This is a genomic window from Lysobacter helvus (assembly GCF_018406645.1).
Lineage (GTDB): Bacteria > Pseudomonadota > Gammaproteobacteria > Xanthomonadales > Xanthomonadaceae > Noviluteimonas > Noviluteimonas caseinilytica.
Window position 1 is genome coordinate 1,043,288 of record NZ_AP024546.1, and the last position, 19,419, is coordinate 1,062,706.

The following is a 19,419-nucleotide window of genomic DNA, read 5'->3' on the forward strand; positions in this document are numbered from 1 at the left end:
CTCCGGCAGGCGTGGCGACGGGCGCGGCGGGGGTGGCGGGAGACATCGGCATGGTCATCGGCGTCGGCACCGTCGCCTGCGCGGTGGCCTGCGCCACCTGCGCATCGCGGCCCGCGATCGATTCGGCGAGCTGGTACACCGCGGTCGCGTACAGGCGCGACGTGTTGTATTTCGTGATCGCGCGGAAGTTGTTGAACACCATCCAGTATTCGGTGCCGCCTGCGCCATCCAGGCGCAAGATCTGCGCAGGCGTGTCCGCCGCCACGGTAATCGCGGGGCGATAGCCCTTCGGCGCGAACGACACGACGGGCTGGAACGCATCGAGCGACTCGGCGTTGTAGTCGGTGAACGCCACATCGCGCAGCGTCGGCGCCATCACCGGGCCGCCGCGCACCCAACCTCCCTTCTGCACGAAGTAGTTGGCCACCGATTCCACGACGTCATCGATGTTGTTGAACAGGTCGCGCTTGCCATCGCCATCGCCGTCGACGGCGAACTGGCGATAGCTGGACGGCATGAACTGGCCCCACCCCATCGCGCCGGCATAGCTGCCGCGCAGGGTGGCGACATCCATGCCGGTTTCCTTGCCGAGCGCGAACAGCTGGCCGAGTTCGTCGCGGAAGAACGCTTCGCGCGTGTCCTCGCGCGCGGCCTTCGCCGGATCGCCGGTGCGCGGATAGTTGAACGCGAGCGTGTAGAGCGCATCGATGACCGGATAGCTGCCCTTGTTGCCGCCGTAGCTGGTTTCCACGCCGATGATCGCGGTGACGATCTCGCGCGGCACGCCGAAGCGCGCTTCGCTGCGTGCGAGCGCATCGGCGTTGGCGGCGATGAACGCCTTGCCGCCGTCGATGCGCGCCTGGGTGATGAAGATCGGGCGGTAATCGCGCCAGGGTTTCGCTTCGGCCGGGCGCGACATCGCGGCGATCACGCCGTCGCGGATGGTGGCCTTCGCGAGCGTGGCTTCGATGTACGCCGGATCGATGCCGTACTTCGCCGCGGTGTCGCGCACGAACTGCGCGCGCGCGACGCTGATGTCGCGCAGTTGCGGCGGGATCGGTGCGGCCGGCGTCGAAGGGACGGTCGTTGCGGGAGCGGGCCGCGTGGTCGCGGGCGTCGCAACGGGGGAAGCTGTGGGCGGTGCCTGCGTTGCGCAGGCGGCGAGCGCCAGCGGAAGCAGGACGACGGCCCGTGTGGGTGCGCGTTTCGTCATCTGGCCGGAATGTACTGCTTTTAGTTGCTCGCGCAAACCCTTGATTGCGCGTGGTTCATCCGCCGTGCCGCGGGCGATGCGCGCCGACGGCCATCACCAGGCCCAGGCCCGCGAGCAGCGAGACCGCCGAGGTGCCGCCATAACTCAGGAGCGGCATCGGCACGCCCACCACCGGGAGCATCCCCGAGATCATCCCGCCGTTGACGATCACGTACACGAAGAACGCCAGCCCCAGCGAGCCGGCGAGCAGGCGCGCGTAACCATCGCGGGCTTCGGCCGCGATCCACAGGCACCGGCCGATCACGAACAGGTACAGCGCCAGCACCGTGGCCACGCCGATCCAGCCGAACTCTTCGCTCAGCACCGCGAAGATGAAATCCGTGGTGTGCTCGGGCAGGTAATCCAGGTGCGACTGGCTGCCCTGCCCCCAGCCCTTGCCGGTCATGCCGCCGGCGCCGATGGCGATCTTCGACTGGATGATGTTCCAGCCCGCGCCGAGCGGATCGGATTCGGGATTGAGGAAGGTGAGGATGCGGTCCTTCTGGTACGGCCGCAGCATGAAGAGCCACGCGACCGGCGCCACCGCCGACACGCCCGCCACCGCCGCGCCGAACCACCACCACGACAGCCCCGCGAGGAACAGCGCGAACACGCCGCTCGAGGCGACGAGCATGCCGGTGCCGAAGTCCGGCTGCAGCAGGATCAGCCCGAACGGCACCGCGATCAGCACGCCGGAGGCGACGACGACGCGGAAGTTCGGCGGCAGCGGTTCGCGCTGCAGGAACCACGCCAGCATCATCGGCAAACTCAGCTTGATCACTTCCGAGGGCTGGAAATAGAAGAAGCCCAGGTTGATCCAGTGGTTGCCGTGCTTGCCCTGCCCGATCGCGAGCACCAGCAGCAGCGGCAGCAGCGACACGCCGTAGACGAGCGGCGACCAGTGCCGCAGGCGCGTCGGCGGGATGCGCGACAGTCCCCACATCGCGACCAGGCCCACGGCGAAGCGCGCGCCCTGCGCCATCACCAGGTGCGGGGTTTCCGCGCCGGCGCTGTACAACACGGCCAGGCCGATGCCCATCAGCGCGAGCAACGCGCCGAGCAGCGGCAAGTCCACAGTGCGCAACATGCGCACCAGCAGGTCGAACAGCCAGCGCAGCAACGCGTTCAATGCGTGACTCCGGGCGTGGCCGCGGCGACGGCGGGCGGCGCGCCTTCGGGGGCGGGTTCGACGTCGGGTTGTGCGTTCGGATCCTGCGGACCGGTCGGCATCGGCACGCCTTCGGGCATCGTGCCGAGCAGCCACGCGTCGAAGATCTTGCGTGCGATCGGGCCCGCGGTGCTCGCACCGAAGCCACCGTGTTCGACCATCACCGCGACCGCGATCGTCGGGTTGTCCGCGGGCGCGTAGCCGACGAACAAGGCCTGGTGGCGTAGCGAAAGCGGCAGGTGGTGCGGGTCGACGCTGACGTTGCCGCGGCGGCTGGTGTTCTGCGCGGTGCCCGTCTTGCCGGCCATCAGGTACGGCGCGCCGCGCACGAGGCTGTAGCCCGTGCCGCCCGGCTGCATCGTGCCCATCATGCCTTCCTGCACCGCGCGCAGGTGCGCGGGGTTGTCGGTGATGCGGAACGGCGCGGGCTGCGGCAACGGCGCCCACGGCGTGTCGTAGCCGTCGCGGCGCGAAGCGACCAGATGCGGGCGCAACAGGTTGCCGCCGTTGGCGATGGCCGCGACGCCGCGCGCGAGCTGCAGCGTGGTGGCGACCCAATACCCCTGGCCGATGCCCGAGATGACGGTTTCGCCCGGATACCAGCCGTCCTTCGAACGCTTGGCCTTCCATTCCGGCGACGGCACCACGCCCGAGGTTTCGCCCGCCAGGTCGATGCCCGTCGGCGCGCCGAACCCGTACTTGCGCATGTACTGGTCGAAGCGGGTGATGCCCATCTCGTAGGCGAGCTTGTAGTAGTAGAAGTTCACCGACGCGGCGATGGACTTGCGTAGATCGGTCCAGCCCGCGCCGCCGTGTGCGTCGCGATAGCCGCGCTTCTGGCCGGGGATGTGGAATTCGCCGGTCGAGAACACCTTGTCTTCGGGCGTGCGCAGGCCGCTGTCGAGGCCGGCGAGCGCGATCAGCGGCTTCACCGTCGAGCCCGGCGGGCCGCCGCCCAGCACGTTGCGGTTGAACAGCGGCCGCGACATGTCGCCCATCAGCGACGCGTAATCCTTGTGCGAGATGCCGTTGACGAACAGGTTGGGGTCGTACGACGGCAGGCTCACCATCGCGAGGATTTCGCCGGTGCGCGGATCGATTGCAACGGCGGAGCCGTCGTTCTCGCCGAAGGCGGCGACCATCGCGCGTTGCAGGTCGAGGTCGATCGAGAGTTTCAGGTCCGCGCCGGGCGTGGCGGGCACGGAGCCGAGGCGGCGCAGCGCGCGGCCTTCCACGTTGGTCTCGATCTTTTCGTAGCCGACCTTGCCGCGCAGCGCGTCTTCGTAATAGCGCTCCAGGCCCGTCTTGCCGGTGTGCGTGAGCGCGGCGTCCACCTCGCCCATCTTCGCCAGGTCCGCTTCGTCGATGCGGCCGACGTAGCCGATCACGTGCGCGAGCAACGGACCGTAGGGGTAGCGGCGGTTGAGGTAGGGGACGAGTTCGACGCCGGGGAAGCGCCAGCGATCCACCGCGAAGCGCGCGGCTTCTTCTTCGCCGACGCGCAGCTTGAGCGTGACGGCGCGGAACCCGCGCGCGGCGCGACGCTGTTGTTCGAAGCGTTCGAGGTCTTCCTGCGAGAGCGCGACGACGTGCGAGAGCGCGGCGATCGTCTGCTTGATGTCGCCGGCCTGGTCGGGCACGACGTCGAGGCGGTACGCGGGCACGTTGTCGGCGAGCACGCGGCCCTTGCGATCCAGGATCAGCCCGCGGCCCGGCACCACCGGACGCGGCTTGATGCGGTTGGCTTCCGAGCGCGTGGCGTATTCGGCGTGCTCGACCACCTGCAGGCGGAAGTACCAGCTCGCCAGGCCGCCGAGCGCGCCGAGCACGGCGAGGAAGGCGATGATCGCGCGTCGCCGGAACTGCTGCCCTTCGGCAGCCGCATTCTTCAGATGGCGGCGGCGCGGACCCATGGCGTCAACGATGGCGCCACGTGCGCAACCGCAACGTGTCGAAGAGCAGGAACATCGGCGCCCACAGCAACATGCCGATCACGGGCGACACCCACGCAAGCAGCGGGAAGGCAGGTTCGCCGAGCGCCACGTGCACGGCGCTGGCGACGATGCGATCGTTGAACAGCAACGCGCCGATCGCAAGCGCCTGTTGCGACATCGGGAAGAAGCGCAGGCGTGCGCGGAAGCGCTGCAGGATGAAGGCGAGGATCGTCAGGCGCAGGGCCTGTTCGCCGAACAGGCCGCCGACGACGAGGTCGGCCAGCAGGCCCATCGAGAACGCGAAGCCCAGGCCGACTTTGTCGGGTTCTTCGAGCACCCAGTACGCCACCGCCAGGCCGAGGAAATACGGGCGCAGTGGCGCGAGGCTCGCGGGCATCGGCAACAGCGCGAGCACCAGTGCGACCAGCAGGCTGACGGGCAACACCCACGCGGCGCGTTCGCGGCTCATGGGCGCGGGGCCTCGATGCGGGGCGCGCGCGCCGTGGTGGTGGCGGCGGCCGGCGGCGTCGCAGCGGTCGTCGCGGCGGCTGTTTTCACCGCAGGGGTCGTGCGCACGCTGGCGGGCGGCGCGACGCTGACCGACGGGGCGAGCGCGGACGTCGTGTCCGGCGCGGGCCCGATCACCGGCCGTTGCGGTGCGCTGCGCAGCAGCAGCACGTCGCGGCCGCGATCGAATTGCGCGGCGGGCTTCACGTCGCCGACCAGGAACGCGCGGCTTTCGTCGGGCCGCAGCGCGGAGATCGTGCCCACCGGGAAGCCGGCGGGGAAGCGTTCGCCAAGACCCGAGGTGACGACGACATCGCCCACTTTCACGTCGCTCGACAACGGGATGCTCGCGAGCGTGAGGCGATCGGTGCGACCCGTGCCGTACGCCACGAGGCGCACGCCGTTGCGCAGCACGGCAACGGGGAGCGCGTGGTCGGGATCGGTGAGCAGCAGCGCGGTGGCGTGCATCGCGTTGACGGAAATGATCTGGCCGACGACACCGCCCGCATCGATGACGACCTGGCCGACGCGCACGCCGTCGCCAGCGCCGGCATCGAGCACCAAGCGCTGGCGCGTGGGATCGAGGTCGATGTCGAGGACGGGGGCGAGCTGCACGTCGAGGCCGCCGCGTTCGACGGCGCCGAGCAGGCCGCGCATGCGTTCGTTATCCGCCGTGGCGGCCTGCAGGCGCGCGATGCGCGCGCCGCTCACGAGGAGGGCGTTGCGCAAGCGGCGGTTCTCGGCGATCAGCGAGCTGCGGGTGCCGGCGTCGTCGCTGATGGAATCCACGACCTTGCCCGGCCAGCCCGCGACCGCCCACAGCGGCTGCACGAACACCTGGGCCTGCTCACGCCCGCGCGTGAGCCAGCCGCCGCGGTGGTCGAGCACGATCAGCACGCACGCGAGCCCGAGGTACGCCAGCAACTTGAGCGTGCCGGCAATGTCGCCCGGTCGGGCGGCGGCAGGTCCGGCGTAGGCGGGCACGGTGCGGGGCTCGCGGCTGGGTGGTCTTTCTTATTCCGGGGCGAAGAATTCGTTGCCGTGCATGTCGACCAACTCGAGCGCACGACCGCCGCCACGGGCGACGCAGGTGAGCGGATCGTCGGCGACCTGCACGTGCAGACCAGTTTCTTCGCTCAACAGGCGGTCCAGGTCGCGCAGCAGCGCGCCGCCACCGGTGAGCACGATGCCGCGCTCGGCGACGTCGGCGCACAGTTCCGGCGGGGTCTGTTCCAGCGCCTGCTTCACCGCGGCCACGATGCCGGCGAGCGGTTCGCGCAGGGCTTCGAGCACTTCGTTGGAGGTGATGGTGATCATCTTCGGCACGCCTTCGGCGAGGTGGCGACCGGAGATCTCCAGCGTGCGGACGTCCTTCTGCGGGTAGGCGCAGCCGATCTCGAGCTTGATGCGCTCGGCCGTGGCGTCGCCGATCAGCATGCCCTGCGTGCGGCGGACGTAGGCGATGATCGCTTCGTCGAAGCGGTCGCCGCCGATGCGCACGGACTGCGAGTAGACGATGCCGTTCAGCGCGATGACCGCCACTTCCGTGGTGCCGCCGCCGATGTCGACCACCATCGAACCGCGCGCCTCGGTGACCGGCATGCCGGCGCCGATCGCGGCCGCCATGGGTTCTTCGATCAGGTACACCTCGCGGGCACCGGCTTCTTCGGCCGATTCCTTGATCGCGCGGCGCTCGACCTGGGTGGAGCCGCAGGGCACGCAGACCAGCACGCGCGGGCTGGGGCGCATCAGGCGCGACTTGTGCACCTTGCGGATGAAGTGCTTGAGCATTTCTTCCGTGTAGGTGAAGTCGGCGATGACGCCATCCTTCATCGGGCGGATGGTGGTGATGTGGCCCGGCGTGCGGCCCAGCATCTGCTTGGCTTCGGCGCCGACGGCGGCCACGGACTTCTGCCCGCCGACCAACCGGTCCTGGCGCACGGCGACCACGGACGGCTCGTTCAGCACGATGCCCTGTCCGCGGACGTAGATGAGGGTGTTGGCCGTGCCCAGGTCGATGGACAGATCGCTGGAGAAATAGCGGCCGAGGAACTTGAACATGCGTGCGGGGCGCCTGGGAGAGAAGTGCGGGGGAAAGGGTGCAGCAGAGGGTCGCTAGCCTAGACTCAACAACGGGGTCGAGCAAGCACGCTCGTCGCGTTTTCCCCCGGGAAATTCGGGCAAAACACGAGGATCGCTGGCTTGGGGCCCCGCCGGTCGCTACCCTGTGCGGCCGCGGGCCCCCGGCCCGGACCACACCCGAGGCTGTTCCCGATGTCTGCGTTGATCTGCGGTTCCTTGGCCTACGACACCATCATGGTGTTCCCCGACCAGTTCAAGAACCACATCCTCCCGGACAAGGTGCACATCCTGAATGTGTCGTTCCTGGTGCCGCGCATGCGCCGCGAGTTCGGCGGCTGCGCGGGCAACATCGCCTACAACCTCAAGCTGCTGGGCGGCGATCCGATCCCGATGGCCACCGTGGGCCAGGACTTCGGGCCGTACAAGGACTGGTTCACCGAGCAGGGCATCCGCCTGGACCAGGTCAAGGTGATCGAGGAGCTGTTCACGCCGCAGGCGTTCATCACGACCGACCTGGACAACAACCAGATCACCGCCTTCCATCCCGGCGCGATGATGCGGTCGTACGAGAACCACGTGAAGGACGTCAAGGGCGTCACGTTCGGCATCGTCAGCCCCGACGGGCGCGAAGGGATGATGCAGAACGCGAAGGAATTCGCCGAAGCCGGCATTCCCTTCATCTTCGATCCGGGCCAGGCCATGCCGCTGTTCAACGGGCAGGAGCTGCGCGACTTCATCGAGCTGGCCGACTACGTCACCGTGAACGACTACGAGTCCAACCTGCTGCAGGAGCGCACGGGCTGGAGCGAGAAGGACATCGTCTCGCGCGTGAAGGCCTACATCTGCACGCGCGGCCCGCAGGGCGCGCAGATCCACACGCCGGGCAAGGTCTACGACGTCGCGCCGGCGCACGAGCGCCGCGTCACCGATCCGACGGGCTGCGGCGATGCGTTCCGCGCCGGCCTGATCTTCGGCATCGAGAAGGGCGGCTACGACTGGATGACGATCGGGCGCATCGGCAACCTGATGGGCGCGCTGAAGGTCGAGCATCCGGGCACGCAGAACCAGCGCTTCGACCACGAAGAGTTCACCGAACAGTTCAAGCAGCAGTTCGGCTACGCGTTGTAATACGCGATGAGCGAAAAGATCGGACTGTCGCGCTGGTGGCTGACGCCGATCGTGCTCTTCCTCGCATGCAACATGGTGTCGCGCTTTTGCGCGCCTGCAGGTCGCCGGTATTGTTCGCCGCACGAGACCTGGTCATGGCTGGTGTTCGACGGCGGCTGGTGGAAATGCGGGCTGGTGGGCGCCGCATTGGCGGCGCTCACGGTCTTCGGCGACGACGCGCCCCCGCCCGCCCCGAAGGGCGACGTCGATTCACATGACGTGCGCGAGCCATAGCAGCTCGGGCTTCGCGAGGCGTTCGAATTCCGCGTACGGCATGCGCACCGCATCGGTGTGCGTGCCGGCGTTGAACGCGATGTCCGGTTGCCCCGCCAGGCGCGAATCCACGTACACCGGCATGCCGTAGAGATGGCCGAAGGGCGGCATCGCACCGGTCTCGCAGTCGGGGAAGGCGTCCTTGAAGTCGGTTTCTTCGGCGAGTTCGACGACCGGGCCGCCGAGCGCGCGCGACAGGCGCACCAGGTCGATGCGATACGCGGCCGGCATCACCATCATCGCGAGCGCGCCATCGACCTTCAGCATCACGGTCTTGGCGAACAGCTGCCGGCTCAGGTGCGTGGCGTGCGCGGTTTCGTCCGCGGTGACGGTGCGGCTGTGCGTCAGCGTCGTGTAGGGCGTGTGTTCCTGGTCCAGGAAGTTATGCAGGCGCGGTGACAGCATGGTCGCCTCCGCTCGGCGCCGGCCTCCGTCCCGTGGGGCGTGACGTCGCGGGTGGACTGCGCGCGCGTCCTGCGTCGCGCCGTGGGGTGACGCGACTGTACGCCCGGGGCGCTCAGATGGCGTGAGCGTTCGTCGGCAACCCGCGCGTTACCACTTCGGCATCTTCGTGGCGTCCACGCCCCCGGTCACGAACACCGCGGTGCGCGTGCCGCCGGCCTTCACGGGGAATTCGATGGTCAGGTTCTTCGCCGTTTTCGCCAGGCGCCACAGGGCGCCTTCGTTCTTGATGAACATGGCGATGGCCTCGTCGGTCTTCGGACGATCGCCCGTGAACGTCTTCGGCGCCTCGTCGTCGACGCGCACCTTCACCTTGCACCCGGCGTAGCAATTGAAGTCGCCCGCTTCGAGCACGAGGTAGGCGCTGCGGCCCCACTCGGGATGGTCACGGAAGATCAGGCGCACGGGGTGCTTGCCCTTGCCGTCGGTGTCGACTTCATCCTTCGAATACAACGCGGCCGACACCTGGTTGCCGCCCTTCGCCGGTTGCGTCTGGTAGGCCCACAACGCGGCCATGCGACGTTGCTCGTCCTGCGCGGCGATCCGCGTCTTCGCTTCCAGCAACTTGTCGTGGATGCGCTTGGCGGCGGCCGATTGCGGATGGTCGAGTTCGAGGATGTCGCCGTAACCGCGCGCGGCCTTCCAGTCTTCCTTCGCGAAGGCTTCGTCGAATTGCTTCGCCTGCGCTTCGGCGGCCTGTTCGGCCTGCGCCTGTTGCGCGGCGGCGGCTTGCGCGGCGGCCTGCGGATCCTCTTTCGGGCCACACGCGGCGAGCAGGGCGATGGCGATGAACAACGGGAGCGTGCGAGCAGTCATCGTGGGCGACCTTCTGCAATGAGCGATTGAATGGCGGCCGCGACGGCGTCGGGCCGTTCCACCAGCGACATGTGTCCGCAGCCGTCGAGCATGACGCGCCGCGCCTGCGGGATGCGCGCAGCGTACAGCGCGAGCGCGCTGGGATCGATCACCTGGTCCTGCCGGCACCACAGCAGCAACGCGGGCTGGCGGATGCGCGCGGCTTCGTCGCCGGGGAGGAAGCGTTCGGGGCCGCGGCCGATGTGATCGAGCACCGATTGTTCGAACGCCGCGTCGTGCGTGCGGCGCGCGATGTACGCGGTGTCGGCGGGCCACGGGATGCCGGGCTGCTTGGCTTCGTCGTGGAAGAGGATGTGCAGGTAACCGTCGAGGCTCTTGCGATCGTGCACGCCGAACGGGTTGTGGCCAGCGAGGACTTGTTCGCCGAAGCGGTTGTCCTTGAAGCGCACGCCGGAGGCGTCGAGCAGCGCGACGCGCGAGACGCGTTCGGGATGACCGGCCGCGACGAGCGCGACGATGCCGCCGCCCATCGAATGGCCGACGAGCACGACGGGCTTGTCGGACGACACGGCATGAATGAACGCGGCGAGGCGCTCGCTTTGCGCGAGGTAACCGTAGTTTTCGCGCGGGAGGCGTTCGCTTTCGCCCCAGCCGGGGAGATCGGGAATCACCAGGCGATAGCGACTATCGAGCGCGCGTGCCAGCGGGTAGAAGTTTTCCTTGCTGCCGGTGAAGCCATGGACGAGGACGAGCGTGGGCGCATTCGCATCGCTGCCGGCGCGTTCGGCGTACACCCAGCGATGGCCGGCGACGGTGCGCGTTTGCTTCGTCAATCCCGCGGCGTGCAACTGGCGCGCGAATTCCCCACGCACCAGCACGTCGGTGTCGTACGCAATCCACGCAACGACCACAAGCAATGCGGCCGCCACGAGGGCGGCCGCGATTGCGAGCTTGTTGCGCAAGCGCATTGGCTTACTGCTTCGGTGCTTCCTGCGGCGCGGCCTTCGCCGCGTCGATCACGCCCTGCACCGAACCCGTGGTGATCGGGTGGTAGCCCGGCTTCGCCTTCGCGAACACCGCTTCGGCGAGCTTCAGGCCTTCCGGCGTTTTCACCAGCGCGTTGTACGTCGGCATGATCAGCTTGCGACGGCCGATCTTCTCCAGGAACGCGGCGATCGCATCGTTGGCCTGCGTGTAACCGCTGCGCACGGCGAGCGGATACCAGCGCTGCGCGATCTCGGCGTTCGGCGTGCCGGTGAACTTGTACGCGGCGTCGAGTTCGGCGAGCTGCTTGGTGTTGAGCGTCTCCGGCATGCCTTCGATGAAGTGCACCCATTCCTGCGTGGTCCACTTCGCGGTGGCGTCCTTCGCCGGCAGCGTGCCGTCTTCCAGCCACGCCTTGCGCGAGGCATCGACCGCATCGAAGCGCGGCGAGGCCACCTGCGGCGCCGTCGTCGGCACGCCCGGCTGGTACAGCCACGCATCGAACTCGTCCTGCGTCACCTTGCCCGGGTACTTGTCGAGCAGGTTGGCCTTGGCGTACTCGCGGAACTGCTCCGACGAAATCGACTGGAACGCGAAGTGGTCGAAGTAGCCGCGCAGGAACGCATCGAAATCCTTGCGGCCGATGCGGTCTTCCAGGAACTGCATGAACCACGCGCCCTTCGTGTAGACCGTGGAGCTGAGGTTGTCGTCGGGATCGTGCAGCGTGCCGGGCTTCACCGCGAGCTGCTGCAACGCCTTGTTCGAATCGTTGAACTCGCCCTTCAGCTCGTTGCGCGCGATGACGCGCTCCATGTCGGCGCGTTCCTTGCCGTACAGCGCTTCGACGATGCGGTTCTCGACGTAGCTGGTGACGCCTTCGTTCAACCACGCGTCCTTCGCTGTGGAGAACGTCACCAGGTTGCCCGACCAGCTGTGCGCCAGTTCATGCGCGACCAGCGAGACGAGCGACTTGTCGCCGACGATCACGGTGGGCGTGGCGAAGGTGAGGCGCGGGTTTTCCATGCCGCCGTACGGGAACGAGGGCGGCAGCACGAGGATGTCGTAGCGGCCCCAGCGGTACGGGCCGTACAGGCCTTCGGCGGTGGAGATCATCTTGCCGGTGTCGTCGAATTCCTTCGCCGCCGACTTCACCACCGACGGCTCGGCCCACACGCCGGCGTTGCCGGTGATCGGCTGGAACACCAGGTCGCCCGCCGCGATCGCAAGCAGGTACGACGGGATCTTCTGCGGCATCTTGAAGGTGTAGTCGCCGTCGCGCGCGGCCTTCGGATCGTTGTCCGCGCTCATCAGCACCATCGCGTTCTTCGGCGCGGTGACGTGCGCCGAATACGTGAAGCGCACCATCGGCGTGTCCTGCAGCGGCACCCACGAACGCGCGTGGATCTGCTGCGACTGGCTGAACATGAAGGGCTGCTGCTTGCCCGCCGTCATCGACGGCTCGAGCCACTGCAGGCCCGAGGCGTTCGGCGACGTCGTGTACGTGATGCGGACCTGCTTCGGGCGGTTCGGCGTTTCGATCGTCAGCTTGCTGCCGAGGGTCTTGTCGGCTTCGGCGAGCGCGAACTGCAGCGGCGCCCACTGGCCGTCGGCGCCCTGCCCTTCGATCTTGGCGATCGTGAGGTCGCGCGTGTCGAGGACGAGCTGCGTGGCGGCCGGATCGATCCAGTCTAGGGTGTATGTCGAGGTGCCGGACAGCGTCTTCTTGTCGAAGTCGACCGCCAGGTCCAGCGCGAGGTCGGTGGTGCGCACCTTGTCCGGCTGCGCGTAGGAGTGTTCGTCGTTCACGGCGGCGACCTGCGCGGGGGCTTGGGTGGTGGCGGCGGAAGCGGCGGTGGCCGAAGCGGCCGGGGCGGCCGGCGTTTCGGTGCGCTTGCAGGCGCCCAGGGCCAGCGTGGTGGCGAGGGCCAGGGCGGTCATGGTCAGCACGGCATTCGGGTGGCGCATGGGCAGGGGATCCTCGGAACCGGGTGTGGGACGAAAGGGGGCCGAGTGTAATCGGCGGCGCGCGAGGCCGGCGCGTGCGGTCCGTCCCTGAACCGACCCCCTTGTGTTGGTGCGGGCCCGCCCCGATCAGGGAACCCAGGGGGCGATGACGATTCGAAGACGCCCAGTCCGGCACAGTCCGGGGTCGCGCGTGGTGCGCAAACCCCGACTGTTGCATGAATGCAACGCTCAGAACTTTTTGGGGGTCTTACATGTCACAGATGGCCATCGCTAGAATCGCGCCCATGTCCGAAATCCGTTCCCCCCTCCCCCTCATCGCCAACAACCTCCCGATCCCGAGCGCGCTCGGTTCGCTGGATGCGTACATCGGTGCGGTGCACCAGATCCCGGTGCTCACGGCGGAAGAAGAACAATCGCTCGCCCGCGCGTTCCGCGACAGCGACGACCTCGATGCCGCCAAGCACCTGGTGCTCTCGCACCTGCGCTTCGTCGTGCACGTGGCCCGTGGCTACAACGGCTATGGCCTGCAGATCGGCGACCTGATCCAGGAAGGCAACATCGGCCTGATGAAGGCGGTGAAGCGTTTCGATCCCACCGTCGGCGTGCGCCTGGTGAGTTTCGCCGTGCACTGGATCCGCGCCGAGATGCACGAGTTCATCCTCAAGAACTGGCGCATCGTGAAGGTCGCCACCACCAAGGCGCAGCGCAAGCTGTTCTTCAACCTGCGCAAGAGCAAGACGCGCCTGGGCTGGATGAACGCCGAAGAGGTGCGCGCGGTCGCGCAGGACCTCAACGTGTCCGAGCGCGAAGTGCTGGAAATGGAATCGCGCCTGTCGGGTCGCGACATCGGCTTCGATGCGCCCGCCGACCAGGACGAAGACCTCGGCCCGCCCGCGCCGGTCGCGTACCTGATGGCCAACGACGAAGATCCGTCGCAGGCCTACGAGCGCGCCGACAGCGAAGACAACGAGCTCGAACTGCTGCGCGCCGGCCTCGGCCGCCTCGACGCCCGCTCGCGCGACATCATCAAGCGCCGCTGGCTCGATCCGGACAGCAAGGTCACGTTGCAGGAACTGGCGGACGAATACGGCGTCAGCGCCGAACGCATCCGCCAGGTCGAAGCCAACGCGCTCAAGAAGATGCGGGCGTTGTTCGCCGCCTAACACGGCAGCCCTGGATCCAACGAAAGGCCCGGCATGTCCGGGCCTTTTCGTGTGCGCTTACTTCGTTGGATCCTTCCCGAGCACGATCCGCGCGTTGCGCTGGTAGGTCCAGTACGCCATCGCCCAGTCGAGCATCACGACGACGCGGTTGCGGAAGCCGATCAGGAAGAACACGTGCGCGAGCAGCCAGAACGTCCACGCCGGGAAGCCCGAGAAGCGGAAGCCGTGCAGGTCGACGACCGCGGCGCGACGCCCGATCGTCGCGAGGTTGCCGTAATCGCGGTAGCGGAACGGCGCCGGCGCGCTGCGTCCTGCAAAGCGCGCGCGCAACACCTGCGCGATGTACGCCCCCATCTGCTTCGCCGCGGGCGCGACGCCGGGGACGGGCCTGCCGTCGGCGCGCTGCAACGTGGCGAGGTCGCCGGCGACGAAGACTTCCGGATGCCCGGGCAACGTGAGATCGGGTTGCACCGCCACGCGGCCGGCGCGATCCAGCGGCACGTCGAGCGTGCGCGCGAGCGGTGAGGCCGCGACGCCCGCGGCCCACAGCACCGTGCGCGCGGCGATGTGTTCCTCGCCCAGCGACACGCCGTCGGCATCGATGCGCGAGACCGGCGTGCCGGTGCGCACGTCGACGCCCAGGCGTGCGAGCGAAGCACGGGCCTTCGCCGCGAGCGCATCGGGGAACGTCGACAGCACGCGCGGACCCGCTTCGAGCAGCAACACGCGCGAGTCGCCCGGATCGATGTTGCGGAATTCCTTGCGCAAGGTGTGGCGCGCGATTTCGGCCAGCGTGCCGGCGAGTTCCACACCGGTCGGACCGCCGCCCACCACGCAGAACGTCAGCCACGCCGCGCGTGCGGCCGGGTCGCGCTCGGCTTCCGCGCGCTCGAATGCCGTGAGGATGCGCCGGCGGATCGCGAGCGCATCGTCGAGCGTCTTCAACCCCGGCGCGAACGGCGCCCACGCATCGTTGCCGAAATACGCGTGCGTGGCGCCGGTGCAGACGATCAGCGCGTCGTAGTCGATCGCGTCGCCGCTGGCCAGTTGCACGCGGCGCGCGTCCTTGTCGATCGCGGCCGCTTCGGCCATCAACACCGTGGCATTGCCTTGCCTGCGCAGGATGTGGCGCAGCGGCGCGGCGATGTCGGGCGCCGACAGGCCCGCGGTGGCGACCTGGTACAGCAGCGGCTGGAAGAGATGATGGTTGCCGCGATCGAGCAACGTGATGCGGACATCCGCCGACGCGAGCGCGCGCGTGGCCCACAAGCCGGCGAATCCCCCGCCGACGACCACGACGTGCGGTGTGTTGCCTGGCATCGCGCGCTCCATCCCGGGTCGTTGCGAACGTGCGCATTCTCGCGCATGCGCGCTGCGGCGTCAGTAGAGGTCGACCGGATCCACGTCGAGCGACCAGCGCAGGCGGCGTGCTTCGGGTGCGTCGCGCAGCACGGGCATCGCCATGTCGAGCGCCGCCTGCAGCGCGCGGCGTTGCGGGCTCGACACCAGCAACTGCGATCGCTGGAAGCCCGCGCGGCGCGGCATCGGCGCAGGCAACGGGCCGTGCACTTCAAGGCCTGCGACACCGCATTCGCGGAAGGCCGCCTTCGCCACTTCGAGGAACGCCAGCGGCGACGCCGCGTCCTTCGCTTCGGCGCGCACCAGCGCGAGGTGCGCGAACGGCGGGAAGCCGGCGGCTTCGCGCAACGCGAGCTCCGCATCGGCGAATGCGTGGTAGCCGCCGTTGATCAGCGTCTGCAGCAACGGATGTTCGGGATGGTGCGTCTGCAACCACACCTCGCCCGGGCGTTCGGCGCGCCCCGCGCGCCCCGCGACCTGGATCAACAGTTGCGCGAGTTTTTCGCCCGCGCGGAAATCGGCTGAAAACAAACCCTCGTCGATGCCGACCACCGCGACGAGCGTGAGGTTCGGCAGGTCGTGTCCTTTCGCGAGCATCTGCGTGCCGACGAGCACGCCGGGTTGCGCACCCAGCTCGCCGAGCAGCGTTTCCAGCGCATCGCGACGCCGCGTGCTGCCGCGATCGACACGCAACACGTTGAAATCCGGGAAGCGTTCGATCAGTCGCTCTTCCAGGCGCTCGGTGCCCACGCCTTGCGGCTGCAACGCCAGCCCGCCGCAATCCGGGCACGCCTGCGGCGCCGGTTGCCGCGCGCCACAGTGATGGCATTGCAGGCGACGGCCCGCCGCATGCACCGTCATCGGCGCTTCGCAACGCTTGCATTGCGCGCTCCAGCCGCAGTCGTGGCAGAGCAGCACCGGTGCGTAGCCGCGGCGGTTCTTGAACACGAGCGCCTGGCCGCCGGCTTGCAGCGTCGCTTCGAGTTTCGCGATCAATTCGTTCGACAACCCAGCGTCGAGCTGGCGCTTGCGGATGTCGAGGACGCGCACGCTCGGCGGCTTCGCGTTGCCCGCGCGTTGCATCAGGCGCAGGTGCGCGTAGCGGCCCGCGTGCGCGTTCTGCAAGGACTCCAGCGACGGCGTCGCGCTGCCCAGCACCACCGGCACGCCCAGCGCCTTGCCGCGCACGAGCGCGAAGTCCCGCGCGTGGTAACGGATGCCATCCTGTTGCTTGTAGCTGCCGTCGTGTTCTTCGTCGACGACGATCAGGCCCGCGTGCGGCAACGGGGTGAAGATCGCCGAACGCGTGCCGACGATGACGCGCGCTTCGCCGCGCCACGCCGCCGTCCACACGCGCGCGCGCTCGGTGTCGTTCAAGCCCGAATGCAGCGCGTGCACCGGCACGCCGAGGCGCGCGCGGAAGCGCGCGAGCGTCTGCGGCGCAAGGCCGATTTCCGGCACCAGCACCAGCGCCTGCCGTCCGCGCGCCAGGCATTGCGCGATCGCGTGCAGGTAGACCTCGGTCTTGCCGCTGCCGGTCACGCCATCGAGCAGCACGGCGCCGAAGCCGTCGATGCCGGCGATCGCCTCGGCCGCCGCGCGTTGTTCGTCGTTGAGGACAGGTGCGGGTTGCGTGGCGACCGGCGCGGCGGTCGCGTCGATCCGGAGTTCCTCGACGAGCCCGCGCTTGGCCAATCCGCGCGCCGCCGTGCGCCAGCCCGGCTGCAGGTCATCGAGCGCGTCTTCCGACAACGCGCCCTGCGCGAGCAACGCGAGCAACCGGCGCGGCGCACCGTCGCGCGTCACGCGTTCGAGCGCACCCGCCATCGCGCGCCAGCCGGCGATGTGCGTATCCGGCAGCGGCTGGCCCTGGCGCAGGTCGGCGGGTAGCGCCGTCGCCAGCACTTCGCCCAGCGGGGCGTGCACGTACCGGCTCAGCCATTGCAGCGAACCGAGCAGTTCGCCGTGCAGCAGCGGTGCGACGTCCAGGAGGTCGAGCGCCTCGCGCGTCTCGCGCGCCGACGGATCGCCGTCGCCCACCTCCGCTACCACGCCGATGAGTTCGCGCGATCCGAACGGGACGCGCACGCGCCCGCCGACGGCCGCGTGTTCGGCGTGCGCGCCACCCGGCGCGCGATAGTCGAACAACCGCGCCAGCGGCACGGGCAAGGCAACACGGAGAACGGCGCGATCGGAGGACATCCGCGGCAGTCTAGCGACCGTGGCGACGAGCTTTGCGGAGCCCGCATTCGGCGTGGTGAAGGTTTGCGCGCACAAGCTGCCGGTTTCGTGACGAAAGTAACGCAAGTCACCGGAATGAAACGGGTTTCGGCCTTATCCACACGATCTGTGGATAAATCTGTGCATTGCGCGATTCCAGCGCTGCCCGCAAGGGTAAAAACACGTGTTAGCTCCGCGTTGGTGAAAAAAGTGCCATCAGCCAACAACGCTGTCGAATCAATCACTTGGGCGTGAAACAAACTTGCAACACCGGCTCGTCCCCCGTTCGTGGCACGCCATGTGACGGAGATGTTGTCGCTGTGCACAACCGATTTTCGGCGGAAGCCTTGCGGCGCTTGGCGGAGCAGGAGAAACGCATTCGGTCAAGAGGTTTTTCGAACGCCTTCCACGTCTATGATCGCGACGATGATCACGTTTGCCGCATGACCTCCGACAGCAGCCTCCAGGGCGGCGCAACCGCCGCTTTCGTGCGAGGCATCGAACGCCGCGCCACCCTCTTCGCCGAACTCCAGTGCGGCGATCCGACGCTCGCCGAGTCGACCGTGGCGGCCACCTCGCACGTCTTCACGCAGGTCGCGCCGGCGCAGGCGATGGCCGACTGGCCCGCGCGCTACTGGGGATTGCTGCTCGCGGCCCCGGCGATGCGACGGTCCTCGCCGTCCGGGACGTGGCCCGCGCCCTGGGAATCGCTGGCGACGCTGGGCAACGGCCCGCGCGCGGCCCTGCTGCTCCGCCTGGTAGCCGTGCTGGACATGGCGCCCGCCGCGGCCGCCCTCGGCGTCTCCGAAGACACCTACCGCGCCGCGCTGCAGCGCGCGATCCCCTACCGCGACGACGACACGCCCGATCGCGACGCCTGGCAACGCTGGGTGGGCGAGGTGCGCGCGCGGTTGTCCGGCGAGCGCCCGGTGCGCGAAGCGGCGCAGGAGGCCGCGCCCGTGGTCGTCGCAGCGCCGTTGGCCAGCACGCAGCCTGCCGCCATGCCGTTGCGCACGCCCGTCGCGATCGCGGCAACGCCTGCGCCGACGTTCGCGACGGAACCGCCGCGACGCGGACGCAAGCGCATCGTCATCGCCTCGCTCCTCGCCGTCGCCCTCGCGAGCGTCGTCGGGGTCGGCATCGGCGTGTTCACGTTGCGCCCGCAGTGGATCGACCAGGTCCGCGGCCGCGATTCCGAACGCGCGCGCGTCCGCGACCTGCCGCCCGCCGACGATCCCGTCGCGCGTTACGACGCCGACTTCGCCGCGTGGACCGATCGCGATTTCCAGCTCCTCGCCGATCCCGAAGGCCTGCGCCAGGCCGAATCCTTCCCGTTGTTCGCGTGGCATGCCGCGCAACTCGCCGTCGCGCCGGCCTCCGATGCGTCGGTGGCCCCCGCCGCGACCGCGATCGTGCCGGCGGCCGTGCTGGCCGAACCGACGAATCCGTTGCCGCCGTCGATGCAACGCGCCGATCCCTTGCAGGTCGCGGCCGGCACGCCATTGCCGCCGACCGCGGAAACCGCGATCGCGCGCCTCCCCGCCGCATTGCAGCCCGACCTGCGCCGCCAGGCCCAGGCCTGGTTTGCGTGGACCGCCGCGCATCGCGCTGCCTTCGTGCAACGCGCCGCGCAATGGCACCAGCGTGATCCTTCCGAACGCGCACGCCTGCGCGAGGATTACGCGGCGTGGCAGCGCCTGGACGCGGTGGCCGTCGACGCGATCGTGGCGGCCGCAGCGCACTTCCATGCACTGTCGCCGATGGACCAGTCGCGCCTGCAGGCGCAATTCGAATTGCAGGATGCGATCGCGCAACGCGGCTGGCTGCTTGGCCCCGCGATCGGCGCCGACTATCCGCGCCTGCAACCGTTGCTGGCGCAATTGCCCGAAGCGCAGCACGCGCCGATGCTGCGCGCGCTGCGACGCATGACCGCGGGCGAACGCGCGGACCTGGCGGTGCTCGCGCAACGCGTTCCCCCGCAGGGGCGCGAAGACCTGGTGCGGACGCTGCTATCCACGTCCGACGACAACCGCGCGGCGTGGCTGCACGCGCGGCTCGATCAATAGA

Annotated in this window: 14 protein-coding genes and 2 pseudogenes; 4 read left to right on the top strand and 12 right to left on the bottom strand. The window is 68.9% G+C overall.

Annotated features, from left to right (window positions below):
- Positions 1-91: 91 nt before the first annotated feature.
- From mltB to LYSHEL_RS05240, 6 genes and pseudogenes are all read right to left on the bottom strand, one after another.
- Positions 92-1,213: pseudogene (gene mltB / locus LYSHEL_RS05215) on the bottom strand (lytic murein transglycosylase B); the annotation flags it as partial.
- A 55-nt stretch (positions 1,214-1,268) separates the two neighbouring features.
- The gene (rodA, locus tag LYSHEL_RS05220) at positions 1,269-2,381 is read right to left on the bottom strand and encodes a rod shape-determining protein RodA (protein WP_213436385.1); all 1,113 of its coding nucleotides are present in this window, start codon (positions 2,379-2,381) and stop codon (positions 1,269-1,271) included.
- Positions 2,382-2,485: 104 nt separating this feature from the next.
- Positions 2,486-4,333 (bottom strand): annotated as a pseudogene (mrdA, locus tag LYSHEL_RS05225) (penicillin-binding protein 2); the annotation flags it as partial.
- Between the two features lie 4 nt (positions 4,334-4,337).
- A complete protein-coding gene (gene mreD, locus LYSHEL_RS05230) occupies positions 4,338-4,823 on the bottom strand; it encodes a rod shape-determining protein MreD (protein WP_213436389.1) in 486 nt (161 codons plus the stop codon).
- The gene (gene mreC / locus LYSHEL_RS05235; RefSeq protein WP_213436391.1) at positions 4,820-5,845 is read right to left on the bottom strand and encodes a rod shape-determining protein MreC; all 1,026 of its coding nucleotides are present in this window, start codon (positions 5,843-5,845) and stop codon (positions 4,820-4,822) included. The genes mreD and mreC overlap by 4 nt, the downstream gene beginning before the upstream one ends.
- Before the next feature lie 30 nt (positions 5,846-5,875).
- Positions 5,876-6,922, bottom strand: a complete 1,047-nt coding sequence (locus tag LYSHEL_RS05240) for a rod shape-determining protein (protein WP_213436393.1) — start codon at positions 6,920-6,922, stop codon at positions 5,876-5,878.
- Positions 6,923-7,135: 213 nt separating this feature from the next.
- Here LYSHEL_RS05240 and LYSHEL_RS05245 point away from each other — a divergent pair, with 213 nt between their 5' ends.
- Both LYSHEL_RS05245 and LYSHEL_RS05250 read left to right on the top strand, forming a co-directional pair.
- Positions 7,136-8,071, top strand: coding sequence for a carbohydrate kinase family protein (locus tag LYSHEL_RS05245; RefSeq protein WP_213436395.1), 936 nt, complete (start codon positions 7,136-7,138; stop codon positions 8,069-8,071).
- A 6-nt stretch (positions 8,072-8,077) separates the two neighbouring features.
- Positions 8,078-8,344 (top strand): hypothetical protein, encoded by a 267-nt coding sequence (locus LYSHEL_RS05250; protein ID WP_213436397.1) that lies wholly within the window; start codon positions 8,078-8,080, stop codon positions 8,342-8,344.
- On the opposite strand, the gene LYSHEL_RS05255 is transcribed toward LYSHEL_RS05250, so the two are convergent.
- From LYSHEL_RS05255 to LYSHEL_RS05270, 4 genes are all read right to left on the bottom strand, one after another.
- Positions 8,321-8,788, bottom strand: a complete 468-nt coding sequence (locus tag LYSHEL_RS05255; protein ID WP_213436399.1) for an aminoacyl-tRNA deacylase — start codon at positions 8,786-8,788, stop codon at positions 8,321-8,323. The genes LYSHEL_RS05250 and LYSHEL_RS05255 overlap by 24 nt on opposite strands.
- Positions 8,789-8,935: 147 nt before the next feature.
- Positions 8,936-9,661 carry a hypothetical protein gene (locus LYSHEL_RS05260; RefSeq protein WP_213436401.1) on the bottom strand — a complete coding sequence of 242 codons (726 nt, stop codon included), beginning with the start codon at positions 9,659-9,661 and terminating at the stop codon, positions 8,936-8,938.
- Positions 9,658-10,629: an alpha/beta fold hydrolase gene (locus tag LYSHEL_RS05265; RefSeq protein ID WP_213436403.1), complete on the bottom strand. Its 972-nt coding sequence runs from the start codon at positions 10,627-10,629 to the stop codon at positions 9,658-9,660. The genes LYSHEL_RS05260 and LYSHEL_RS05265 overlap by 4 nt, the downstream gene beginning before the upstream one ends.
- Positions 10,630-10,633: 4 nt before the next feature.
- On the bottom strand, positions 10,634-12,610 hold the full coding sequence (locus tag LYSHEL_RS05270) for a M1 family metallopeptidase (protein ID WP_244858670.1): 1,977 nt from the start codon (positions 12,608-12,610) through the stop codon (positions 10,634-10,636).
- A gap of 284 nt (positions 12,611-12,894) precedes the next feature.
- Between LYSHEL_RS05270 and rpoH the strand changes: the two genes are divergently transcribed.
- The gene (gene rpoH, locus LYSHEL_RS05275; protein ID WP_213436405.1) at positions 12,895-13,773 is read left to right on the top strand and encodes an RNA polymerase sigma factor RpoH; all 879 of its coding nucleotides are present in this window, start codon (positions 12,895-12,897) and stop codon (positions 13,771-13,773) included.
- A gap of 57 nt (positions 13,774-13,830) precedes the next feature.
- Here rpoH and LYSHEL_RS05280 read toward each other — a convergent pair whose 3' ends face one another.
- Both LYSHEL_RS05280 and LYSHEL_RS05285 read right to left on the bottom strand, forming a co-directional pair.
- Complete coding sequence (locus tag LYSHEL_RS05280; protein WP_213436407.1) at positions 13,831-15,093, bottom strand: NAD(P)/FAD-dependent oxidoreductase; 1,263 nt, start codon at positions 15,091-15,093, stop codon at positions 13,831-13,833.
- A 60-nt stretch (positions 15,094-15,153) separates the two neighbouring features.
- Positions 15,154-17,334, bottom strand: a complete 2,181-nt coding sequence (locus LYSHEL_RS05285) for a primosomal protein N' (protein WP_213436409.1) — start codon at positions 17,332-17,334, stop codon at positions 15,154-15,156.
- 461 nt (positions 17,335-17,795) lie between these two features.
- On the opposite strand from LYSHEL_RS05285, the gene LYSHEL_RS05290 reads away from it, so the two are divergent.
- Positions 17,796-19,418 carry a DUF3106 domain-containing protein gene (locus tag LYSHEL_RS05290; protein WP_213436411.1) on the top strand — a complete coding sequence of 541 codons (1,623 nt, stop codon included), beginning with the start codon at positions 17,796-17,798 and terminating at the stop codon, positions 19,416-19,418.
- Position 19,419 lies beyond the last annotated feature (1 nt).

Coding starts and splice junctions, on each gene's coding strand:
- mreD (WP_213436389.1), bottom strand. CDS start 4,823: ATGAGCCGCGAACGCGCCGCGTGGGTGTTGCCCGTCAGCCTGCTGGTC.
- LYSHEL_RS05240 (WP_213436393.1), bottom strand. CDS start 6,922: ATGTTCAAGTTCCTCGGCCGCTATTTCTCCAGCGATCTGTCCATCGAC.
- LYSHEL_RS05245 (WP_213436395.1), top strand. CDS start 7,136: ATGTCTGCGTTGATCTGCGGTTCCTTGGCCTACGACACCATCATGGTG.
- LYSHEL_RS05250 (WP_213436397.1), top strand. CDS start 8,078: ATGAGCGAAAAGATCGGACTGTCGCGCTGGTGGCTGACGCCGATCGTG.
- LYSHEL_RS05255 (WP_213436399.1), bottom strand. CDS start 8,788: ATGCTGTCACCGCGCCTGCATAACTTCCTGGACCAGGAACACACGCCC.
- LYSHEL_RS05260 (WP_213436401.1), bottom strand. CDS start 9,661: ATGACTGCTCGCACGCTCCCGTTGTTCATCGCCATCGCCCTGCTCGCC.
- LYSHEL_RS05265 (WP_213436403.1), bottom strand. CDS start 10,629: ATGCGCTTGCGCAACAAGCTCGCAATCGCGGCCGCCCTCGTGGCGGCC.
- LYSHEL_RS05270 (WP_244858670.1), bottom strand. CDS start 12,610: ATGCGCCACCCGAATGCCGTGCTGACCATGACCGCCCTGGCCCTCGCC.
- rpoH (WP_213436405.1), top strand. CDS start 12,895: ATGTCCGAAATCCGTTCCCCCCTCCCCCTCATCGCCAACAACCTCCCG.
- LYSHEL_RS05280 (WP_213436407.1), bottom strand. CDS start 15,093: ATGCCAGGCAACACACCGCACGTCGTGGTCGTCGGCGGGGGATTCGCC.
- LYSHEL_RS05285 (WP_213436409.1), bottom strand. CDS start 17,334: ATGTCCTCCGATCGCGCCGTTCTCCGTGTTGCCTTGCCCGTGCCGCTG.
- LYSHEL_RS05290 (WP_213436411.1), top strand. CDS start 17,796: ATGACCTCCGACAGCAGCCTCCAGGGCGGCGCAACCGCCGCTTTCGTG.